The following is a 21,775-nucleotide window of genomic DNA, read 5'->3' as shown; positions in this document are numbered from 1 at the left end:
ACATCCCGAGCGCGTCCGACACCTCGATGGGAGGTTGTATGTCCGATGCCCACTCCGCTATCGATCTCGCCTCGATCTATGCCGCGCGCGCCCGCCTGCACGGGCAGGTCGTGCGTACCCCGCTGGTGCGTTCGTCGGCGTTGTCGCGACGCTTCGAGGCCGATGTGTTCCTCAAGCTGGAAACCTGCCAGCCCACGGGAGCGTTCAAGTTGCGCGGCGCGACCAACATGATCACCGCGTTGATCGAACGTGACGGCCGCGAAGCGTTGGCGCACGGCGTGACCACGGCCTCGACGGGCAATCATGGCCGGGCAGTGGCCCACGCCGCGCACCAGTTGGGGATCCCTGCCGTCATCTGTCTGTCGCGGCTGGTGCCCGACAACAAGGCCGCAGCCATCGAGGCCCTGGGTGCCGAGGTGCGGCGAGTCGGGGAGAGCCAGGACGACGCCTTCGACGAAGTGGAGCGTCTGGTGGCTTCGGGCATGACGGCGATCCCACCTTTCGACGATCCGTTGATCGTGAGTGGGCAGGGCACCATCGGGCTCGAGTTGATGGAGGATCAGCCCGCGCTCGACCGGGTCCTCGTCGGGCTTTCCGGCGGTGGTTTGTTGGGCGGTATCGGCGCAGCGGTAAAGGCGGTTCGTCCGGCGACGCGGGTGACCGGCATCAGCCTCTCCCAAGGCGCGGCGATGTGGGAAAGCCTTCAGGCCGGGCATCCGGTCAACGTGGCGGAGGTCGAGAGTCTCGGCGATTCGCTGGGCGGCGGCATTGGGCTGGACAATCGCTGCACCTTCGCGCTGGTGCGCGAGGTGATGGATGACCATTACCAAGTCTCGGAATCCGCTATCGCCCGCGCCATGGTCGACTTGCTCGACACTGAGAAGATGTTAGTCGAGGGTGCGGCGGCCGTGGGGCTGGCGGCGCTCGACGAACATGGCCTCGACATTCGTGGCCAGCGGGTGGCATTGATCGTCTCCGGCAACGGTGTGGCGCTGGAAACGTTTGACCGCGCCCGGTCGTTGGCGGGAGCCTGATCCCACTTCCTTTCTTCATCTTTCTCTCTTCCGTCTGGAGGACGTCATGCAGCTCCATCAACGCGACGCAATCGAGGCCGCCGTTCAACTGGATACGGACGCCCTGGCTGTCATCGAAGCGGGGTTCGCGGCCCTGGGGCGTGGCGAGGCCGTGCAGCCGCCGATCCTGTCGATGACCATCGAAGAGGCCAATGGCGAGGTCGATGTCAAAACCGCACACATTCGTGGTTTCGAGCGCTTTGCCATCAAGGTAAGTTCAGGGTTCTTCGACAATCCCAAGCAGGGGTTGCCCAGCCTAAATGGCCTGATGATGATGTTCTCGGCCCGCACTGGGCTGGTGGATGCCGTGCTCTTCGACGAAGGTTACCTGACGGCGGTGCGCACGGCACTCGCCGGCGCCTTGGCGGCCAAGTATCTGGCGCGTGAAAACAGCCGCCGTGTGACGGTCCTCGGCGCCGGCGAACAGGCCGAGCTGCAGATCGATGCTCTGCGCCTGGTGCACGGTATCGAGACCGTCGATGTCTGGGCGCGTCGGCGCGAGGCTGCCGAGTCTTATGCCGAACGGCTGCGACAGCGCGACCTGACGGTCAACGTTCACGACGATGTCCACGCGGCGTGTCGTGAAGCAGATATCATCGTCACCGCGACGCCTGCGCAACAGCCGATTCTCGAGGCCGCCGATCTCCCCGAGGGCGTGCATGTCACGGCGATGGGGGCCGACAGCCCGGACAAGCGCGAACTTGACGATAGCGTGATGACGCGTGCCGATGCCTTCGTCTGCGATACCCGTGCGCAAAGTGAGCACAACGGCGAACTCAAGGCCTTCGTCAAATCCGGCGAGACGGCGGCCAACGTTCCCTTCAAAGTGTATGAACTCGGTCAGGTGATCGATCGGGAGCTAACGCTGCGTCTCTCGGACGCCGGCATCACGGTCTGTGACCTCACCGGCACGGGCGTGCAGGACACGGCGATTGCCGATTACGCCTTGCGGCGCCTGGAAGGCTGAGCCTCGAGGTAGTGGCGCGATTTCGTGCGTCGTGCCATTCAATCGTCATCCACTCGCCATGTGGTCGTCATCGTCTTGCGAGACGCTGACGTCATCATGGACATGCAGTGGAGAGTCGACGATGCGATATTCCCGTCGTGATGTATTGGGATGGGGCGTCAAGGCAGGCGCGGCATTAGGCGCAGCGTCGGTGGCGCCGTCGATCGTGCTGGCCGAGTCACGTCGCCCGCAAGTGACCTCGGGGGTGATGAGCGGTGACATGCTGCGCGACCGCACGATGCTCTGGTCGCGCAGTGATCGCCCCGCGCGGATGTTCGTCGAACTGGCCGACAATCCCGCGTTTCGTGACGCCCGCCAGGTGCGAGGCCCCGAGGTGCTGCCGAGCGATGGCTTGGTCGGCAAGCTGGACGTCGCGGGGCTCGGTGACATCGATACATTGCATTACCGCGTGCGTTTCGCTGCGCTGGATGACTCGCGTGCCTTGAGTGAGCCGGTCGAAGGGCGTCTACGCTTGCCGCCGTCCGCCAAGCGTGACGTGCGCTTCGTCTGGTCCGGCGATACGGTCGGGCAGGGCTGGGGCATCGACGAGTCGCGGGGTGGCATGACGATCTACGATACCATGCGCCGTCAGCAGCCCGACTTCTTCATTCACTCCGGCGATACCGTCTATGCCGACGGCCCCCTGGAGGAGCGCGTGGCGCTGGCTAACGGCGATACTTGGCACAATCTGGTCACCCCGGCCAAGCGCAAGGTGGCGGAAACACTGGACGAGTATCGCGGCCAGCATACCTACAATCTGCTGGATACCAATCTGCGGCGCTTCAATGCCGAAGTGCCCATGCTCGCCCAATGGGACGATCACGAGACGACCAACAACTGGTATCCCGGTGAGTGGCTCGAGGACGAGCGCTATACGGAAAAGAACGTATCGCTACTGGCGGCTCGCGCTCGCCAAGCCTTTCTGGAACACACGCCGCTACGCCAACTGCCGACATCGCCAGGGCGTATTCATCGGCGTTTTGCGTATGGGCCGTCGCTGGAAATGTTCATGCTCGATATGCGCACCTATCGCGGTGCCAACAGTCGCAACCGACAAGCCGAGCGTTCCCCGCAAACGGCGTTTCTCGGCGAGGACCAGTTCGCCTGGCTGCGACGTTCGCTGAAAGAGTCCACGGCGACATGGAAGGTCATCGCCTCGGACATGCCTATTGGCCTGGTGGTCAGCGATGGTGACGCGTATGAAGCCATCGCCAATGGTGACGCGGGCGGGCCGTTGGGGCGCGAACTCGAAATCGCCAGGCTCTTGCGGGCGATCCGCGATGACAACGTGACAAACGTGGTATGGCTGACGGCGGACGTGCACTACACGGCGGCGCATCACTATTCACCCGAACGGGCCAGCTTCCAGGAATTCACGCCCTTCTGGGAATTCGTCAGCGGTCCGCTGCATGCCGGCACCTTTGGGCCCGGCGAGCTGGACACGACCTTCGGCCCCGAGGTGGTCTTTCAAAAAGCCCCGCCCGAAGGCGAGGCGAACCTGCCGCCGTCGCGGGGCTATCAATTTTTCGGCCAGGTCGATCTCGACGGCGAGAGCGAAACGTTGACGGTGAGTCTGATGGACGCCGCCGGCAACACGCTGCATCGCCAGCAGCTGACGCCGGAGACGGCGTAATACGAGCCTCCGGCCCGCATCGCCGCGTTCCGACATTGAGGCTTGAGAACGGTAGGGAAATGCTATGAATCGATAAGCGGTAAGACGGCGTATTCATACCCGATGATCAGGCCTGTAAGAGCCAAAAGAAGCGCCAGGATACGATTGATGAGTAGCAGCAGGGCGTGATCATGAATGGCTTTTCCCATCGCGCTACCCAGTAATGCGTAGCTTCCTGGCGCGCCGGTCGCCAGTGCGCCGATGAGCAGCGCCACCATGATGAGGTCTGGCCCTTCTATATGCATTGCGGGTAGCTGGATGGTCGCGATAGGTAGTGTGGCGACGATGCCCTTGGGGTTGAGTAATTGCATCAACAACCCTTCCTTGAAGCGCAAGGGACGCGATACCGCATCCACATCGTTCCTGTGAGGAGTGGATCTGGCTATCTTGATCGACAGGTAAAGAATGTAAAACGTGCCGAGCGCACTGATGATCAGGAGTGTCTTTCCCTGGATGAACACGCCTCCCAGCCAGCCAAACAGTAGAAGCATCAACCACATCGCTGTGCCGACTCCGATGAAAAATCCTGTCGATTCCTTGGCTTGACCGTTGATTCCGGCATTCAGGCCAAGCAGGTTCACCGGCCCGGGCGTGTACATCACGCTTATGGCATAGGCGAGCATCGCGAGCATGAGGGTTTCCTGTCTTGCTAGGTAAAAATATGGGCTTGGTATTGTCGTGGTGTCATGCCGTAAATACGCTTGAAACGGCGGTTGAAATGACTGAGGTCAGAAAAGCCACAGCATAAGGCAGCCTCCATGACACTCTCGCCGTTTTCGAGGTGGCGCCGGGCGGCATTGACCCTGCAGTTCAATACATATTGGTGCGGCGTAATGCCGTACTGTGTCCTGAACGCTCTCAGGAAGTGATACTTGGAAATGTGGGCGGAATGGCTGATGTCATCCAGGCTGATATCGTATCTGGCATTTTCATGGATGAAGTCCTTCGCCCTTTCGAGCAGCGAGTCCGGCCGCCTGGCCCGCTCGTTTGGGGCAAAATTTCCGGCGCGCTCGGCCAGGTGAGCCGCAATGCGATACAGAGCATATTCTTGCTCGATCTGACTCGTCTCCTGTTCCTCGATCATGCGTGACAGGGCGATGATCTCGTCGCGCAAGGGGACATCTTTCATGAGGGTGGGGGCCAGGCGAGTGGCCTGCAGGCCTTGCACGCCCATGGCATTGGCAATGAGCGGGTCGAGCTCGTCGGGGTGAATATAGAGCATGACATAATCGAGGGCGTCGCCGCCCCCGGCGTGGCCGTCGTGCACCTCATCGGGATGCAGGGTGATCACGCTACCTGGTGGGCTGCGGTGAAATTCACCGTTGCTGAAGAAATCCTGACGTCCCGCCAGTGTGACACCCAGTGCATATTCTTCATGCGCATGGCGGTCGTACTGGAAGTCGTTCATCGTGGCATGCAATGCCGTGATGCGTGCCACATGCCGGCTTTTCATGAACCGGAAACGACTCGTGGATTGCATGTGGTGTGCTCCTTACGTCCCGGTCGTGCCATGACAACGCCACTTTAGCGCGTCACGAGGGAGCGGGCTTGAACGATATTGCGCACTTTGTGCTTTCGGCGTGCCGGATGCGCGCACCCAGGACCATGGCGGTCCTGTACGCTGCACCTCGGCATGACGAGCGCGTCCTGCTAGGCTGCAAGCTCGGTTCATGGAAGGGCAGGGGACGCGGATGGCGGAAGATCGGCGGGAGGAACTAGCGGGATTGGATCACTTGCTCGAGCGGATCGGGCAGGCGCCCCGGCGCGATGAGCGTGTCCAGCTTGGCGACATGCTGACGGCGGTAGGGCAGGGGTCGTTTGGCTCCTTGCTGCTGGTGCCTGGGGTGATCACGCTATTGCCGCTGGTGGGCGATATCCCCGGCGTGCCCACGCTCATGGCGTTGTTGGTACTATTGGTGGCGGGACAACTGTTGCTTGGGCGCCGCACGTTCTGGTTGCCGCAATGGCTTCTGAAGCGTTCGGTCTCACGGTCCAAGCTGGACAAGGCGGTGGCCTGGATGCGTAAGCCGGCCCGGGCCATCGACCGCTTGTTGAAACCGCGTCTGACTTGGCTAACCCAGCGCGCAGGCACCTATCTCGTGGCGATTTTCTGCTTTCTCATTGCCCTGGCCATGCCGCTGATGGAAGTGGTGCCTTTCTCGGCTAATGGCGCGGGCCTGGCCTTGATGATGTTCGGCTTGTCGCTGATGGCCAATGATGGCCTCTGGGCGCTGCTGGCGCTGATCCTCACCGGGGGGACGGTCGGCGGCGTGGCATACGCCCTGCTGTGATATGGCACTTTCAAAAGGCTGCTTCACCGCCATGATCGGCGTGAAATTCGTGTTGCAGCCAGTCCAGCAGTGCCAGCGTTTCCACTCTCGATTGAGCGCCTTGTCGTGTATACACCGAGAGCGCGTCGCTGAGCGGCAGCGACGCATCGACCGGGCGTACGAGCTGGCCGTTTTGCACCAGGCGCTCGGCCGTGCGCGGGCATCGGCCTGGGTCAGCAGGGCCATGTCCTCCAGGCGCTCGGTCAGTTCCTGGGTCAGGCGGGACATGAAGGCGCCACGGCAGTCTTCGTGGTTCAGGCTCTCCCGGCAACGGCTGACGCCAATCGCCAGGACGTGGGTACGGCGCAGCGCCTCGGCGGGATAGGGGTACGTGGTCTGCTGCGAGATCAGACTCAACTCGCCCAGCGTGCCGCCGCGCTCGACGCAGCGGATCGTTCCAGGTGGCCGTCGTCGGTGGCACGCAAAAGCCGCACGGCGTCAGATGGCGAATTGTGCAACGGGCAGGAATGCATAGTCGTTTCCTTCCATCACCGGCGTGTCGCCGGGCACCATGAGATAGCCGTCCGCCTGGCAGGCCGCGCCGAGCATGGCCGACCCCTGGCCGCCGGCCAGCCGGGCCATTGGTTCGAGTTCGGCATGATCGAGAACGACGCGCAGCAACTCGCGGCGCCCGTGCGTGGCGCGACGGCTGAAACCCGCCTTGACGAAAAACTGCTGAAGCGGGCGTGGATGCCGGCCCTGGCAGGCCTGTACGAAGGCTTGCCCCAGCACCTGCCAGGTCACTAGTGCGGCCACCGGATTGCCGGGCAGACCGAGCAGCGGCACGTCGCCTTCGGCCCCGTGAAGCCGGCCGAAGGCGAAGGGCTTGCCGGGTTTCATCGCAACACCGTGGAAGAGCAGTTCGCCGAGTTCGGCCAACACCGGGCGGACGTGGTCCTCTTCACCGGCCGAGACGCCACCGGTGCAGATCACCACGTCGGCACGATCGCGCGCCTGACTTAGTGTTTCGCGTAGGGCGGCGGCGGTATCGGCAACGATGCCCAAATCGATGACGGTGCAGTCCTGCTGCTGGAGCAGGGCACTGAGCATGACGCGGTTGCTGTTGTAGAGCTGACCAGGCGCCAGGGGCATACCCGGCTCGACCAGCTCGTCGCCGGTGGAGACCAGCGCCACCTTGAGGCGAGCGAAGACCTCTACCTCGACGATGCCCTGGTTGGCCAGCAATGCCAGGGCAGGGGCATCGAGACGCTGACCGGCGGGCAGTAGCGGCGTGCCTTCGAGGGACTCCTCGCCACGCCGACGGATATTGGCGCCGGCCAGCGCCTCGCCCTGGACATGAACGCGGCCCTGGTCATCGATGCGGCAGCGCTCCTGAGGGACGACGCAGTTGGCGCCGGGCGGAATCGGCGCGCCGGTGAAGATACGTGCACAACCGCCCTCGGCAAGTGGGGCCGGCGCACAGCCTGCCGGAATGCGCTGGATGATCGGTAGACCGTCGGGAGGACTGACGAGATCGGCAACCCGCAGGGCATAGCCGTCCATGGCGCTGTTGTCGGCGCTGGGTATGGCCAGGCGGGCGCTGACCGGCGCGGCGAGGACGCGTCCCAGGGCGGCATCGAGCGGGCAGGGCTCGCTTGGGGGCAACGGCCGTGCGGTCGCCAGCAGGCGCTGACGTGCGTCCTCCAGGTCGAGCAGGCCGGGAGTAAGGGTGGCACAGCTTACGCAACTCATGGCTGTTTCTCCTCGCCGTGCTCTGCGGTCACTGGCGTTGTGGTGGGCTGCCGGCTGGCACAGGGCGCGGCATCGGGGCGCACCATGGCGACAAAATTGCAGGGCCGGGTGCGGGCGTCGAGCTGCGAGGCGAGGATGCCGTCCCAGGCGGTGGCGCAGGCCCTGGGCGAACCTGGCAGGGCGAACATCAGGGTGCGGTTGGCCACCCCGCCGATGGCTCTCGATTGGACTGTCGAAGTGCCGATATCGGCATGGGAGATCTGCCGGAACAGCTCGCCAAAACCCTCGATGGTCTTGTCGAACAGTGGCACGAGAGCCTCGGGGGTGGTGTCGCGTGGGGTGAAACCGGTGCCGCCGTTGACCAGCACGGCATGGATGCCGTCACGGGCGATCCACTCGGAAACTACCGCACGGATGCGGTAGATGTCGTCGGCAACGATGCGCCGGTCGCCCAGCCAGTGACCGGCCTCGACAAGGCGTGTGCTGAGCAGGTCACCACTGCCGTCGTAGTCGAAGTCGCGGGTGTCCGAGACCGTCAGCACCGCGAGGTTGAGCGGCACGAAGGGCGCATCGACGTGTACGTGGGCCATGAAACTCTCCTCGGCCACCCGCGGGTGGCGGTAATATGATGTTACGGAACGCGTCTGTAATGGCTTACTGCATCAGCGCGCCGGCGGCGTCGTCATCCAGTGCCACGCCATTCACCCCCAGGCGCGCTTCCAGCGCCAGCAGGTAGTGGCGCAAGGCACGTCGTGTGGCCTGTTCGCGCAGGGTGTGACGGACCCGGTCAGCGGCCTCGGCATAGGGCTGGGCGTGGCCACCCTCGCGGCAATCGAGGCTCACCACATGCCAGCCGTAGCGCGAGGCCAGCGGCCGATCATGCAGTCCTTCGGGCAGGCGCTGCAGTGCGCGATCCAGTTCGGCGACGGTCTGCCCCGGTGTCAGCCAGCCTAACTCGCCGCCGTCATCCTTCGACGGGCACGCGGAGTGGCGTTGGGCGAGTTCGCTGAAGCGCTCGGGGGTCGACTGCAACTCGGCGATGAGCGTCCGGCCCAGACGGTACTGACGATCGCGGGCCTCGGCATCGTCCGGGGCGGCGGCCAGCAGAATATGGCGTACCGCCAGGCGCAGCGGTTCGCTGAAGCGCTCGGCGTTGGCCTCGAAGTAGCGTTGACAGTCGGTTTCGGCGGGCTCGGGTACCTCTAGTTCCGTGTCCAGTAGGGCGGCCAGGGCCGCCTCTTCGCCATCCTCGACGTCCCAGCCCAGCTCGTCGCAGCGCTGGCGCAGCAGCTCGCGCACGACCAGGGCGCGCGCCGCCTGCAATTGGGCTTCTTCCACGGAGTCGGCCTGATGGTACTGCATCTCCCGGGCGATCTCGTCGGCGGGGATGTTCACGTCGCCGACCCACACCGGCGGGATCGCCATGGTCTGCGCGTTGTCGGGCAGGGTTTCGAGTGAAATCAGTTGCATGGGATTGCCCTCATTCATGCTTTACGACGCACGATTTGATAACGGCGACCAATGTAGCCCAGCGGCGCACTCCACACGTGCACCAGACGGGTGAACGGGAACACCAGCACGATGGTCAGGCCGAGCAGGATGTGCAGCTTGTAGACCAGCCCGATCTCGGCCAGATGCTCGGCGGCGCCACCCTTGAAGAACACGATGGACTGCGCCCACTCGGCCAGCTCCAGCATCGCGCCGCCATCCAGATGCCCCATCGCCGGGATGATGGTCAACAGCCCCAGCGACACCTGGGCGACCAGCAGCGCCAGGATCACGATGTCGGCACGGCTGGAGGTGGCCCGCACACGCGGGTTGGTCAGGCGGCGATGCAGCAGCATGGCGCCGCCGGTCAGGCACATCAGCCCAGCGATGCCGCCGACGATGATGGCGATGATCTGCTTGCTGCCGGCGCTGATGAACGGTGCATAGACCCAGTGCGGGGTGAGCAGGCCGACCAGGTGCCCGAAGAAGATCACCAGGATGCCGATGTGGAACAGGTTGCTGGCGAGGCGCATCTGTCGCTTGGAGAGCATCTGGCTGGAGCCGGTCTTCCAGGTGTACTGGCCATGGTCGAAGCGCAGCAGGGAGCCGGCCAGGAAAATGGTGCCCGCCACGTAGGGATACAGGCCGAACAACAGTTCATTGAGATAGTTCATGACGGCAGGCTCCTGACTTAGTGACCTGGGGCGGCGTTGACGGTGGATGGAACGATGCGGATCGGCACGTCTTCCTGGAACTGGCGCTTGAGCTCCGCCTGACGACGGCCGGTGGCGGACTGCAGTGCGCAATCCTCATCGGAGGTCGCGTTGAAGCGTACGGCTTCTTCTTCCCACACCGCGTCGAGGGCGGCGGGGGTATCGTCGCGCGCTTCCTGGCTGACGGCCTCGGTGTGCTCGTCGATGGCGGCGTCAGCGCCGACCATGGCCAGCAGCGCGGTGGGCACTAGCGTATAGTCGGACTCGCGTTCGCGCAGGCGGGCGGCGAGTAACCCGAGAATGTGGGCGATGTCGCTGAGTTGCTGGGCTATGTCGGCCTCGTCACGGGTCGACAGGTATTCGAGGAATACCGGCAGGTAGTCCGGCAACTCGCGGGCGCGGAGTTCGAAGCCGGCCTGACGGTACTGTTCGAGCAGGTCGACCATGGCCTGGCCACGGTCGCGGGACTCGCCGTGGACGTGCTCGAACAACAGCAGCGAGGTCGATCGGCCCTTGTCGAACAGCGCCACGTAGTCGGCCTGCAGGTCGAGCAGGTCGGTGGCGGCGATGCGCCCGATCCAGCCATGCAACGCGGCGCGCTGAGGATGGCTCAGGTGGTCTTCGTTGGCGATGACGCTCTGCATTTCAGCGGCGGCCAGCTGCAGCTCACCGGTGGGGTAGTCGAGCAGACGGGCAAGGACGATCAGACTACGCATTGGACTCTTCCTCCGGCGCGGGACGTTTCGGTGTCGGCGTGTAATGGTTGACGGCTTCGGGCGTGGCCGGAGCCGTGGGCTCGTCATCTGGATGTGTCATCGGCTTGACCAGCGTGGCGGTTTGCTTGCGTGCGCCGAACAGGCTGGCATCGCTGTCGCCGCCGTGGCAGCCGTTGCCGAACGAGAAGCCGCAGCCGCCGCGTTCGGGGAAGGCTTCGCGGGCCTGCTCACGGTGGCTGGTGGGGATCACGAAGCGGTCCTCGTAGTTGGCGATGGCCAGGTAGCGGTACATTTCCTCGACCTGGGCTTCGGTCAGGCCCACGGCGTCGAGCACCTCCTCGGCTTTGTGGCCGTCGACCTGCTGGGCACGCTTGTACAGACGCATCGCCATCAGACGCTTGAGGGCGAGCACCACGGGTTCTTCCTCGCCGGCGGTGAGCAGGTTGGCGAGGTAGCGCACCGGGATGCGCAGCGACTCGATGTCGGGCAGCACGCCGTCGCTTTCGATATACCCGGCTTCGGCGGCGGACTGGATCGGCGACAGCGGCGGCACGTACCACACCATCGGTAGGGTGCGATATTCCGGGTGCAGCGGCAGCGCTAGCCCCCAATCCATGGCCAGCTTGTAGACCGGCGAGGCCTGGGCGGCCTTGAGCACGTTCTCGGGGATGCCGTCACGCTTGGCCTGGGCGATCACTTCGGGGTCGAAGGGGTCGAGGAAGATCTCGCGCTGGCGGTGGTAAAGGTCGCGCTCGTCGGGAGACGACGCCACTTCCTGGATACGGTCGGCGTCGTACAGCAACACGCCGAGATAGCGGATGCGGCCCACGCAGGTCTCGGAGCAGACCGTCGGCATGCCGGACTCGATGCGCGGGTAGCAGAAGATGCACTTCTCGGATTTTCCGGTTTTCCAGTTGTAATAGATCTTCTTGTACGGGCAGCCCGAGATGCACATACGCCAGCCGCGGCATTTGTCCTGATCGATCAGCACGATGCCGTCTTCCTCGCGCTTGTAGATCGCGCCACTCGGGCAAGATGCCACGCATGTCGGGTTGAGGCAGTGCTCGCATAGGCGCGGCAGGTACATCATGAAGGTGTTCTCGAACTGGCCGTAGATATCGGCCTGGATCTTCTCGAAATTCTTGTCCTTGCGGCGCTTGGAAAACTCGGTGCCGAGGATCTCTTCCCAGTTGGGGCCCCACTCGATCTTGTTCATGCGCTGACCGGTGATGGCGCTGCGCGGGCGCGCTACCGGCTGATGCTGGCCTTCGCCGGCCTTGTGCAGGTGCTGGTAGTCGAAGTCGAACGGCTCGTAGTAGTCGTCGATCTCGGGCAGGTCGGGGTTGGCGAACAACTTGGCCAGTACCCGGTAACGCCCGCCGATACGCGGCTGGATGGAGCCGTTCCTGTTGCGCAACCAACCGCCTTTCCACTTCTGCTGGTTCTCCCATTCCTTGGGGTAGCCGACGCCGGGCTTGGTCTCGACGTTGTTGAACCAGGCGTACTCGACCCCCTCGCGGCTGGTCCAGACGTTCTTGCAGGTCACCGAGCAGGTGTGGCAGCCGATACACTTGTCGAGGTTGAGGACCATGCCCACCTGTGAGCGAATTTTCATATCACGGTCTCCGCGGTAGTTATGTCTTCAACCAGTCGGCAGCGTTGCATCAGGGCCAGGCAGTTTCGCCGGCTCAGCCCGCTGCACGATGTCTCCCTGGACCCGTTGAAGCGTCTTTTCGAAAGCCACTTTGGGCTTTTCGGTGAGGCGGGTTTTTGACTCGAATCAAGTCGTCGAGCCCGCCGTTCGGTGCCGGGGTGCTGGGTACTCCCTTGGAGGTAGAATCGCCGTTCACAGCAAGTTACTGTTTCCTCGATGTTTTATGCCGGTATCTATACCTTGGGGGGTAGGCGATAAACGAGGGGAGCTCTTTGGGGGTAGGGAGAACTGCGGAAAGAGCGGGCGGGCAGCAGCAATGAAGAGAGCCGGCGGATGCCGGCTCTCTTAATCCACGCGTTTGATCAGACTGGGATCAGCACGGTGTCTCGGCATTCCTGCGGGTGTAATAGAACCAAGTCAGGCTCATGCAGATCACATAGAAGACGATGAAGCCGTAGAGTGCCGCTTCCGCTCCGCCGGTCAATGCGATGGAACTGCCGAAGGTCTTGGGGATGAAGAAGGCACCGTAGGCGGCGATCGCCGAGGTGAAGCCGATGGTTGCCGCTGATTCCTTGTCGCCCTGTTGGCGTTGCGCCGCACTATCAAGATTCGGCATAAGGCGCGCCACCTCCTGACGGAAGATCTCGGGAATCATCTGGAAGGTGCTGGCATTGCCCACCCCGGTAAAGAAGAACAGCAGCAGGAACATGGCGAAGAAGCCCCAGAAAGCGCCCGGCTGGTCCTTGATGCCGAGGAAGAACAGCACCCCGGCGACACAGGCGATCATACCGGCGAACACCCACAGTGTGACCCGGGCGCCGCCGAAGCGATCCGAGACCCAGCCGGTGCCGGCACGCGACAGCGCCCCCACCAGTGGCCCCAGGAAGGCGAATTTGAGTACGTCGACCTCGGGGAACTGATTGGCTGCCAGCAACGGAAAACCAGCCGAATAACCGATGAAGCTGCCGAAGGTACCGGTATAGAGCATGCACATCAGCCAGTTGTGCTTGCGTTTGAAGATGACTGACTGATCCTTGAACGAGGAGCGCGCGCTGGCGATATCGTTCATGCCGAACCAGGCTGCCGCGGTACCGAGCAGGATGAACGGCAGCCAGATGAAGCCGGCGTTCTGCAACCACAGGCGCTGGGTGTCCCCCAGCGTCTGCGGCTCACCGCCCAGCGCACCGAAGACCCCGGCGGTGATCACCAGCGGCACCACGAACTGCATGACGCTGACCCCCAGGTTGCCCAGCCCGGCATTGAGCGCCAGGGCGTTGCCCTTCTCGCGCTTGGGATAGAAAAACGAGATGTTGGCCATGCTGGAAGCGAAGTTGCCGCCGCCGAACCCGCATAGTAGTGCCACAATCAACATGACCAGATAGGGGGTGTCCGGGTTCTGCACCGCAAAGCCGATCCACAGCGCCGGCAGCGCCAGCGAGGCGGTCGACAGCGCGGTAAAGCGTCGGCCGCCGACGATTGGCACCATGAAACTGTAGAAGATGCGCAGTGTGGCGCCGGACAAACCCGGTAGCGCGGCCAGCCAGAACAACTGGTTGGAGGTGTAGTCGAAACCCACCTGGGGCAGTTTGGCGACCACCACCGACCAGACCATCCATACGCAGAAGGCCAGCAGCAGACAGAAAATGGAGATCCACAGGTTGCGGGTGGCAATGGACTTGCCGACGCTCCCCCAGAACTCGGTGTCCTCGGGTCGCCAGTCGGTGAGTACCCGCGACTGCTCACCTTTGTGTAGCGTGTTGTCCATGGACATGCTCGTTATCTCCTGATAGTTGCTCTTGGCGACCGGGGCCCAGCGCTCCGGTTGCACCGTTTTCGTGGTTAGGTTCGGGCATCCGTCTCCCCGGTCTTCCGACGGTTTCCGCCCGGCGATTCCTGGACTTCCGGCAGGTATCGATAGCGCTCCTCCGAGAGCTCGGGGATGCGCCGGCGCTCCATGCGCCGGATCGCCATGTGCATCCAGACCAGGGAAACGGCGACGAGCACGAACATCACCATGTAGGAGGTGGTCCACACGCCCGTGAGGTCGAGTACGATTCCGAAGGTAATGGGCAGGAAAAAGCCACCCAGGCCGCCGATCATACCCACCAGACCACCGACGGAGCCGACGTGATTCGGGTAGTAGACGGGGATGTGCTTGTAGACGGCCGCCTTGCCCAGGGACATGAAGAAACCGAGCAACACCGTGAGCACTACCACGCCCCACAGAGGCATCGCCAAACTGAACTCGATCAGGCCTTCCTTGCCCTGAATAGCGTATCGAGTCTCCGGGTAGGCGAGCAGGAACAGGCATACCAGCGAGACAATGAAGGTCAGATACATTACCGCGCGGGCACCGAAACGATCGGAGAGGTAGCCGCCAAAGGCCCGGAACACGCTTGCCGGCAGCGAATACAGCGCCGTGAGAGTGCCGGCGACCGCGATGCTCACGTCGTAAGCGCCGACGTAGTAGCGCGGCAGGTAGGAGGCGAGGGCGACGAAGCCGCCAAACACGAAGAAGTAGTAGAGCGCGAAGCGCCATACCTGGGGGTGACGCAAAGGCTCGAGTTGGGTGAGTGCGGAGGTGCCATGTGCGCCGGCACGGCGACGGGCCATCGTCATCGGGTCTTCCTTGGTGAATACCCAGAAAACCACCGCCATGATCGCCAGGACCACGGCGTAGATCACCGCCGTGTGCTCCCAGCCGAGGGCGATCAGCAGAAACGGGGCACCGAAATTGGTGATCGCCGCGCCCACGTTACCGGTGCCGAAGATCCCCAGTGCGGTGCCTTGGTGCTCTTCCTCGAACCAGTAGGAGGTGTAGGCAATCCCTACGATGAACGACCCGCCGGCCAGACCCACACCGAGCGCGGCGATCAGGAACATCCAGTAGGTCTCCACATAGGAGAGCAGGAATACGCACACCGAGGTCACGAGCATGAGGATGCTGAACACCCGGCGGCCGCCGAGTTGTTCGGTCCAGATACCGAGGAAGATCCGGCTGATGGAGCCGGTCAGCACAGGGGTTGCGACCAGGATGCCGAACTCCGTCTCGCTGAGGCCGAGATCCTGCTTGATCCTCACGCCGATAATCGAAAAAATCGTCCACACCGCAAAGCACACGGTGAACGCTACAGTGCTCAGCGACAGTGCCCGATACTGATCGGGCCTCGTTACGCCTTCCAGATTCTTCATGATAGCCTTCCTGACACGAAAGAAATGATCGAGTGGGATTCAGGACGAGAACGGATAATATGCTTGACTTGTTGGCTTGCCATCGCGAGCCCTCCCGCTGGAACCTGAGGCCACCATAGGCACGGTGCACTCGACCGTTGTTGACGCGAATCAAGGGAGCTCATGGGGCGGGCGGGGTAGGCTAGCGTGGCTACCCCCTAAGAGGTAGCCAGATATTTTTATTCATCGTTTTGTTTTATAAGCATTTTTAACAAGCATGGGGTCACGCTGAGGTCCGCTGAAGCGGTAGCGAGGCATAGGTGGTAGTCCCGTCTGGAGCGCGCATGCCTCAGTCCATTACACGTTCATTGATCTTCCGGGCCGGCCTGGCCATGGTGGGGATCGTCGTTCTCGCCCTGACTAGCATGCTGGGCTCGATCATGATCGCCGAGACCGCCGGCGGCGATGCCGCTGCCATCAACCAGGCCGGCACCCTGCGCATGCAGGCCTACCGTCTGCTGAGCACGCACCTGCAGGCCCCAGTGGATGGCGAGGTGCTGCGCCAGCGGATCGAGCGCTTCGATGCCGACCTGACCAGCCCGGTCATCACTGCATTGATTCCCGACGGTCCGCAGCATCCCCTGGCCCAGCGCTATGCCAGCGTGACCGAGATGTGGCAGGACATGCTGCGTCCGGCCCTGCTGGATACCGAGGCACGTCCTCCCCAGGCGCTGGCTGACCAGATCGTCCAGTTCGTCAGCGAGATAGACAATCTGGTCGGCCAGTTGCAGCGGGAAGCCGAATCGCGCATCCAGATGCTGCGCCTGTTGCAAGGTATCGTCCTGTTCCTGACCCTGGTGCTGGTCCTCGTGGCCATGTACAAGCTGGTCAACGACGTGGTGCCGCCACTGCGCGAGCTGTTCCACGTGGTCAATCGGGTGCGTCACGGCGACTTCGCGGGACGATTGGCTTATGAAAACAACGATGAACTGGGTCTGATCTCGCGCACTATCAATCAGATGAACGAAAGTTTGTCGCGAATGTATGCGGAACTCGAGCAGCGGGTGGAGGCCAAGACAGCCGAACTCAAGCGCAGCAACGAGTCGTTGCGACTGCTCTACGAGGCCGCCCGACAGCTCAACAGCTCGACCCCGGGCAGTGAGGATTTCCGCGACGTGCTCGAGCGTCTGGAGCAGGTCACGGGCCTCGGTCCGATTACCCTGTGCTTGTCGCAGGGCGAGGCCGAGCGCGCCTATCAGCGTATTTCCACGCAGCTGGGCGATCGCCCCGATTTCTGCCAGGCCCCGGACTGCGGCCCCTGCCTGAGTGGCGAGCGTGTTCCCCCGCGGGTGCGACCGGTGGTGGTCAGCGAGTCCGACCGCCGCTATGGCGTGTTGTTGATGCAGCACCCGGCGGGAACTCCTCCACTGCGCTGGCAGATGGACCTGGTCGAGACCGTGGCGGGGCTGATCGCCACCGCTCTCTCGCTGGCGCAAAACAACGACGAGCAGCGCCGGCTGGCCCTGATGGACGAACGTGCGGTGATCGCCCGGGAGCTGCACGACTCGCTGGCCCAGTCGCTCTCTTACCTGAAGATCCAGGTGGCGCGTCTGCAGTCGCTGATCCGACAGCAGGCTTCACCGGCCGATCAGGATGCGGTCATCGATGAGCTGCGCGAAGGTCTCAGCTCGGCCTACCGCCAGCTGCGCGAGCTGCTCAACACTTTCCGCCTGAAAATGGTCGAGCCAGGGCTCGAGGCTGCGCTCAACGAGACGGTGCGCGAATTCGCCCAGCGCGGTGAAGTGAAAATTCTGTTCGATTACGAGCTGCGGCATTGCCCGCTGACCCCCAACGAGGAGATTCATGTGCTGCAGATTGTGCGCGAGGCGCTATCTAACGTGGTTCACCACGCCAGGGCAGAGAACTGCGATATCCACTTGCAGACCACCGAATCGGGGCAGGTCAGGGTGTCTATCCGTGACGATGGGGTGGGCTTGCCCGAACAGCACGCGCGGCTCAACCACTATGGCACCACGATCATGGACGAGCGTGCGGTCGGCCTGGGCGGCACGCTCGAGATGCACAATCGCGCCGAAGGGGGCACGCAGGTAGTGCTGTGTTTCACCCCGCAGGTCACCGCCGGGAGCGAATCGGTTACTCTGCTGGGAGGCGTCCAATGAGCGAAACACGCATCCTGATCGTCGACGATCATCCGCTGTTCCGGCGCGGTGTGCGCCAACTGGTCGAGATGGACCCGGGCATGACCATCGCCGGCGAGGCATCCAACGGTGTTGAGTCTGTCGAGGCGGCAGGCCAACTCGATCTCGACCTGATCCTGATGGATCTGAATATGGCCAATATGGACGGGCTCGAAGCCCTGCGCCAGATGCGCAGCAACGGCGTCGATACGCGGATCGTGATGCTCACCGTTTCTGATGCCGACGACGACGTGGTTGCCGCGCTGCGTGCCGGCGCTGATGGCTACCTGCTCAAGGATATGGAGCCCGAGGACTTGCTTGCACGTATCAAGGAGGCCGCCGAGGGCAAGCTGGTGATCAGTCCGCAGCTCGCCGCGATCCTGGCGGGTATCGTCAGTGGCGGCCGTGCGGCGCCCGCCGATGCGTTGTCGTCGCTGACATCGCGTGAGCTCGACATCCTGCGGGCGCTGGCCCGCGGCATGAGTAACAAGATGATCGCGCGGCGGCTCGATATCACCGAGGGCACGGTGAAGGTCCACGTCAAGAACCTGCTCAAGAAACTCGGCCTGCGTTCGCGGGTGGAGGCGGCGGTGTGGGCGGTCAATCATGAGGTTTCGTAAGCCAGCTACTCCTCGACCTTGCTCAGTGCCGAGTCCTTGTGCATGGCGATGTGATCGGTCTTGTCGCTCTTGATCTCGTACTGCGGTTCGTCCTCGCTGGCATGACGCCTATGTCCCTTGTATTCGGTATCGCGGGTGTGAACACGGATGACCCGACCGCTGACATGGCCCGCCTCCGAGTTCCAGCGGACGCGATCGCCTACCTTGAAACGTTTAGCCATGTTGGCCCTCCATTGCGAGGATTAGTGGAGTCGCTGCATCCAGCATAGACCTCTGTCGGATTACTGAATATCGACGGCATCGCCACGGCGGTCGAACGCCAGGAAGTTATCGATGCTGCCCATCTGCAAGGCTTCGACCATGCGCTGAAGGGGGCGTTCGGCCTCTTCGCTGGTCGGCGGGTTCGTGCCGTCACCGGCCAGGGCGGCGACAAAGACGATGTCCCAGGCCACGCCAGTGAGTCGGGATTCCACGACCAGCGATTCCATGTCGCTCAGTTCATCCAGCGTCTTGTCGACGCAAAGGGCCGGTGTCAGCACGCCGCCTTCACCCTGTTCGAAGCGTTCGCGCTGCTGGGCGTCAGGGTTGTCGGGCAGTTCGGCCCTGGCGAAGACGAACAGCAGGCGCTGGGGAGCGGGCTGGCTGTGCACCTCGGTTAGAAGCTCTGTGTAGCTGGCAATCGCCATATGGCTTTCCTCAAGAGAATGTTGGCTGGCAGCGCTCGAGCCGATCCACCGGGAAGGTGCTCGAAGCAGTATTCTGGTGGGTACTGTGCGGCTTTCATGGAGATGAGGGATTGACTCGAGTCAACTGGTGGCCCGACGGGCGGCAAGCGCAACCTCTTGGCACGTCCCGGCCGCGTTCATTGCGGCCAGGGGCGCGTATGAATCGACTGGCTACGCCGGATCGGTGATGTCCTCGATCCAGGTCAGCGCCGCCACGGCCCGGGGGAAACCCAGGGTGGGAATCGAGAGCAGGGCGACCTGCTTGAGCGCCTCGGGAGGCACCGACTCTTCCAATCCCCGGCGCGCATGAGAGTGCACGGCGCCTTCGGATCCCGCGCCAATAGCCAGGGCCAGCTTGACGAGCCGGGTCGTCGTCGCGTCAAGCGGGCCGGCCTCGGCACAGGCCTTGCCGAGTTCAGCGTAGGCCTTCCAGATCTGCGGGTGACGTTTGGCCACGGCACCTGCTTCCGAGGGTAATTGCTGTTCATCCATGGTGTAGGCTCCCGGTCGTTTCCTGAATATTGGCTAGCGCATGGCTCGCTCCTACAGCATAGCGTTTACCATTCGACACGCGACACAGCTCCACACTGACCGGTCCGGCTCATGGCCTTGATGACTTCAATCAATATCGGGTGAATATCCAACGATACTGCGTAACAAAACACTGTTTTAGGAGTAAGATATGCAGCAATTCTCCTGCGCGCCACTTATGCGCGACAGGGGGCACCAGGGCAACGACGGCGAACGTGGCTCTCTTGGAGGATTGCCAACGGATTGTAGAGACGCCGCATGGCAGCCGAGAGCTACTGGTGACAACTTTCTTAGTGACCTATCCGGCCCCGCCAACACCATGGACATACTCAATCTCGTTTTTCTGCTCACCCTGGCCGTCGGCGTCAGCCGAATACTGGCCAACATCATCCCCTTGCCCCTGCCTATCCTGCAGATCCTGATGGGCTGCCTGCTGGCTTCACCGCTTTTCGGGATGGAAGTCGAGCTGGACCCCGAGATCTTCATGATGCTGTTCATTCCGCCGTTGCTGTTCTACGACGGCTGGAAGATTCCCAAGAAGGAGTTCACCGATCACGGCGGGCAGATCGCCGCCATGTCGCTGTTGCTGGTGCTGGTCACTGTGGTGGCGGTCGGTTACTTCATCCACTGGCTGTTGCCTTCGATTCCGCTGGCGGCCAGCTTCGCGCTGGCCGCGATCCTGTCGCCCACCGATGCGCTGTCGGTGATCGCCATCGCCCAGGGGCGCCTGCCGCGCCATATGTCGCACCAGTTGGAAGGAGAGGCGATGATGAACGACGCCACGGGGCTGGTCTCGTTCAAGATAGCCATCGCGGCCGCCATGACCGGCGGCTTCTCGTTGCTCTCCGTGTCCGGCGAGTTCCTGATGGTGGCGTTGGGTGGCCTGCTGATCGGTGGCGCGCTGAGCTGGACGGTTGGCAAGATCAAACAGTGGATGACCGCGCGCAACCTCTATGATCCGGCCACCTACGTGGTCACCATCCTGTTGCTGCCGTTCGCGGCGTTCTACCTTGCCGAGCATGCCGGCATGTCGGGCATTCTCTCGGCGGTGGCCGCCGGCATGGTGCAGAGTCGTGTCGACATGCTGCCGGTGAAAACCAGCACCCGCATCCTAAATCGCAGCATCTGGGAAATGCTCGACTTCACCTTCAACGGCGTGGTGTTCCTGCTGCTCGGGCTGCAGTTCCCCGGGATCGTCGAGCGTGTGTGGGCGGATTCCGCCACGCAGAGCTACGCGATGGGTACGCTGGTGCTCTACGCCGTCGTGCTCATGGCGCTGCTGCTGGCGATCCGCTTTGCCTTCATCTATGCCTACCACTGGATCGAGACCCGCCTGCTCAAGCCGCGAGCCAAGGGCGGAGAGAACCAGCCGCTGCTGTTGATCACCACTCTTAGCTCGGTGGCCGGCGTGCGTGGGGCAATTACCCTCGCCGGCGTGCTTTCGGTGCCGTTGTTCATCAATGGCGCGTCTTTTCCCGGGCGCGACCTGATGATCTTTCTGGCGGCCGCGGTGATTATCCTGTCGTTGCTGATCGGCGCGCTGGGCATTCCCTACTTTTTGAAATTCCTGTCGCTGAACGACCTCAAGGAGCACGAACGCGAGTTGCTGAAGGCACGGCAGATCGCCTCCCAGGCCGCTGTCGACTGGCTGGAAGAGTGGTCAAAGGCACAATCGAGCGACGAGCCCGAACCGAAAGGATCGGTGACGGCCCGGATCATCGATTCCTATCGTCAGGAAATGCAGGCGATGGCGATGGAGCGTGACGATCGGGCCGACCAGGCGCATCAGCTTCACCAACTGGAAACGGATTTGCGCATCCGAGCCATTCAAGCCCAGCGCAAGGAACTCTATCGGTTGCGCAAGCGGCGGCATATCGATGAACAGATGCTGCAGACCCTGATTCGCGAACTGGATTACGAAGAGGCTGCGCTTCAGTAGGCATGGGAAAGCCAGTCGCCATGGCGACTGGCTTTTTCGTCAGGATCAGCGGCCGTGTGTCGATGGCCGGCGAGGGGAGAGTGGCTCAAGCCGCATGAAGCGGGCGTGCCCGAAGTGCTCGTAGTGACGCCGCTCGGCGGGCACGCCGAGTTCTTGCAGCGCCTCGTCGATCGCGGTCATGAAGCCCTGTGGACCGACGAAATAGCATTCGGGCGAATCGTCGGGTAGGTAGCGTCCAGCAACTCGC

22 protein-coding genes are annotated in these 21,775 nt (G+C 62.9%); 8 read left to right on the top strand and 14 right to left on the bottom strand.

Annotated elements, in window-relative coordinates:
- The first annotated feature begins 38 nt into the window (after positions 1 to 38).
- From eutB to RVY79_RS01810, 3 genes are all read left to right on the top strand, one after another.
- Positions 39 to 1,034 (top strand): hydroxyectoine utilization dehydratase EutB, encoded by a 996-nt coding sequence (gene eutB / locus RVY79_RS01820; protein WP_317462288.1) that lies wholly within the window; start codon positions 39 to 41, stop codon positions 1,032 to 1,034.
- Between the two features lie 46 nt (positions 1,035 to 1,080).
- Positions 1,081 to 2,040 (top strand): cyclodeaminase, encoded by a 960-nt coding sequence (locus RVY79_RS01815; protein WP_317462287.1) that lies wholly within the window; start codon positions 1,081 to 1,083, stop codon positions 2,038 to 2,040.
- Between the two features lie 121 nt (positions 2,041 to 2,161).
- Positions 2,162 to 3,712: an alkaline phosphatase D family protein gene (locus RVY79_RS01810; protein WP_317462286.1), complete on the top strand. Its 1,551-nt coding sequence runs from the start codon at positions 2,162 to 2,164 to the stop codon at positions 3,710 to 3,712.
- A gap of 62 nt (positions 3,713 to 3,774) precedes the next feature.
- On the opposite strand, the gene RVY79_RS01805 is transcribed toward RVY79_RS01810, so the two are convergent.
- Together RVY79_RS01805 and RVY79_RS01800 are read right to left on the bottom strand one after the other, a co-directional pair.
- Positions 3,775 to 4,383 carry a LysE family translocator gene (locus RVY79_RS01805; protein WP_317462285.1) on the bottom strand — a complete coding sequence of 203 codons (609 nt, stop codon included), beginning with the start codon at positions 4,381 to 4,383 and terminating at the stop codon, positions 3,775 to 3,777.
- A gap of 17 nt (positions 4,384 to 4,400) precedes the next feature.
- Positions 4,401 to 5,231, bottom strand: a complete 831-nt coding sequence (locus RVY79_RS01800) for an AraC family transcriptional regulator (protein WP_317462284.1) — start codon at positions 5,229 to 5,231, stop codon at positions 4,401 to 4,403.
- Between the two features lie 211 nt (positions 5,232 to 5,442).
- Here RVY79_RS01800 and RVY79_RS01795 point away from each other — a divergent pair, with 211 nt between their 5' ends.
- Complete coding sequence (locus RVY79_RS01795; RefSeq protein WP_317462283.1) at positions 5,443 to 6,042, top strand: exopolysaccharide biosynthesis protein; 600 nt, start codon at positions 5,443 to 5,445, stop codon at positions 6,040 to 6,042.
- A 10-nt stretch (positions 6,043 to 6,052) separates the two neighbouring features.
- Here the strand turns inward: RVY79_RS01795 and RVY79_RS01790 are convergent, their stop codons facing one another.
- From RVY79_RS01790 to RVY79_RS01750, 9 genes are all read right to left on the bottom strand, one after another.
- On the bottom strand, positions 6,053 to 6,220 hold the full coding sequence (locus RVY79_RS01790; RefSeq protein WP_317462282.1) for a hypothetical protein: 168 nt from the start codon (positions 6,218 to 6,220) through the stop codon (positions 6,053 to 6,055).
- Between the two features lie 299 nt (positions 6,221 to 6,519).
- A complete protein-coding gene (gene glp, locus RVY79_RS01785) occupies positions 6,520 to 7,773 on the bottom strand; it encodes a gephyrin-like molybdotransferase Glp (protein ID WP_097021971.1) in 1,254 nt (417 codons plus the stop codon).
- Positions 7,770 to 8,363 (bottom strand): molybdenum cofactor biosynthesis protein B, encoded by a 594-nt coding sequence (moaB, locus tag RVY79_RS01780; protein ID WP_178999278.1) that lies wholly within the window; start codon positions 8,361 to 8,363, stop codon positions 7,770 to 7,772. Before moaB ends, glp begins: the two co-directional genes overlap by 4 nt.
- A 64-nt stretch (positions 8,364 to 8,427) precedes the next feature.
- On the bottom strand, positions 8,428 to 9,243 hold the full coding sequence (locus RVY79_RS01775) for a peptidylprolyl isomerase (RefSeq protein ID WP_097021969.1): 816 nt from the start codon (positions 9,241 to 9,243) through the stop codon (positions 8,428 to 8,430).
- A 14-nt stretch (positions 9,244 to 9,257) separates the two neighbouring features.
- Entirely contained in the window at positions 9,258 to 9,935 is a 678-nt protein-coding gene (gene narI, locus RVY79_RS01770) for a respiratory nitrate reductase subunit gamma (protein WP_097021968.1), read from the bottom strand.
- 17 nt (positions 9,936 to 9,952) lie between these two features.
- Positions 9,953 to 10,690, bottom strand: coding sequence for a nitrate reductase molybdenum cofactor assembly chaperone (gene narJ / locus RVY79_RS01765; RefSeq protein ID WP_097021967.1), 738 nt, complete (start codon positions 10,688 to 10,690; stop codon positions 9,953 to 9,955).
- A complete protein-coding gene (gene narH / locus RVY79_RS01760) occupies positions 10,683 to 12,305 on the bottom strand; it encodes a nitrate reductase subunit beta (RefSeq protein WP_097021966.1) in 1,623 nt (540 codons plus the stop codon). Before narH ends, narJ begins: the two co-directional genes overlap by 8 nt.
- 412 nt (positions 12,306 to 12,717) lie before the next feature.
- The gene (locus tag RVY79_RS01755; protein WP_075368173.1) at positions 12,718 to 14,115 is read right to left on the bottom strand and encodes a NarK family nitrate/nitrite MFS transporter; all 1,398 of its coding nucleotides are present in this window, start codon (positions 14,113 to 14,115) and stop codon (positions 12,718 to 12,720) included.
- 68 nt (positions 14,116 to 14,183) lie between these two features.
- A complete protein-coding gene (locus RVY79_RS01750; RefSeq protein WP_317462281.1) occupies positions 14,184 to 15,536 on the bottom strand; it encodes a nitrate/nitrite transporter in 1,353 nt (450 codons plus the stop codon).
- Between the two features lie 323 nt (positions 15,537 to 15,859).
- Between RVY79_RS01750 and RVY79_RS01745 the strand changes: the two genes are divergently transcribed.
- Together RVY79_RS01745 and narL are read left to right on the top strand one after the other, a co-directional pair.
- Entirely contained in the window at positions 15,860 to 17,695 is a 1,836-nt protein-coding gene (locus RVY79_RS01745) for a histidine kinase (protein ID WP_097021964.1), read from the top strand.
- A complete protein-coding gene (narL, locus tag RVY79_RS01740) occupies positions 17,692 to 18,333 on the top strand; it encodes a two-component system response regulator NarL (RefSeq protein ID WP_075368170.1) in 642 nt (213 codons plus the stop codon). Before RVY79_RS01745 ends, narL begins: the two co-directional genes overlap by 4 nt.
- A 5-nt stretch (positions 18,334 to 18,338) precedes the next feature.
- Here the strand turns inward: narL and RVY79_RS01735 are convergent, their stop codons facing one another.
- The 3 genes from RVY79_RS01735 to RVY79_RS01725 form a co-directional block, all read right to left on the bottom strand.
- Positions 18,339 to 18,554 (bottom strand): DUF2945 domain-containing protein, encoded by a 216-nt coding sequence (locus RVY79_RS01735; protein WP_097021963.1) that lies wholly within the window; start codon positions 18,552 to 18,554, stop codon positions 18,339 to 18,341.
- Positions 18,555 to 18,614: 60 nt separating this feature from the next.
- A complete protein-coding gene (locus RVY79_RS01730; protein WP_178999282.1) occupies positions 18,615 to 19,019 on the bottom strand; it encodes a ribonucleotide reductase subunit alpha in 405 nt (134 codons plus the stop codon).
- A 210-nt stretch (positions 19,020 to 19,229) separates the two neighbouring features.
- Entirely contained in the window at positions 19,230 to 19,550 is a 321-nt protein-coding gene (locus RVY79_RS01725) for a carboxymuconolactone decarboxylase family protein (RefSeq protein WP_097021961.1), read from the bottom strand.
- 358 nt (positions 19,551 to 19,908) lie between these two features.
- On the opposite strand from RVY79_RS01725, the gene RVY79_RS01720 reads away from it, so the two are divergent.
- Together RVY79_RS01720 and RVY79_RS01715 are read left to right on the top strand one after the other, a co-directional pair.
- Positions 19,909 to 21,528: a Na+/H+ antiporter gene (locus RVY79_RS01720; RefSeq protein ID WP_178999319.1), complete on the top strand. Its 1,620-nt coding sequence runs from the start codon at positions 19,909 to 19,911 to the stop codon at positions 21,526 to 21,528.
- 105 nt (positions 21,529 to 21,633) lie between these two features.
- Positions 21,634 to 21,756, top strand: a complete 123-nt coding sequence (locus tag RVY79_RS01715; RefSeq protein ID WP_261505577.1) for a hypothetical protein — start codon at positions 21,634 to 21,636, stop codon at positions 21,754 to 21,756.
- The last annotated feature ends 19 nt before the right edge of the window (positions 21,757 to 21,775 follow it).

Origin of the sequence: Chromohalobacter sp. HP20-39 (genome assembly GCF_033052815.1) — a bacterium.
Taxonomy (GTDB): Bacteria; Pseudomonadota; Gammaproteobacteria; order Pseudomonadales; family Halomonadaceae; genus Chromohalobacter.
This window is presented reverse-complemented; position numbering and strand designations above follow the sequence as displayed.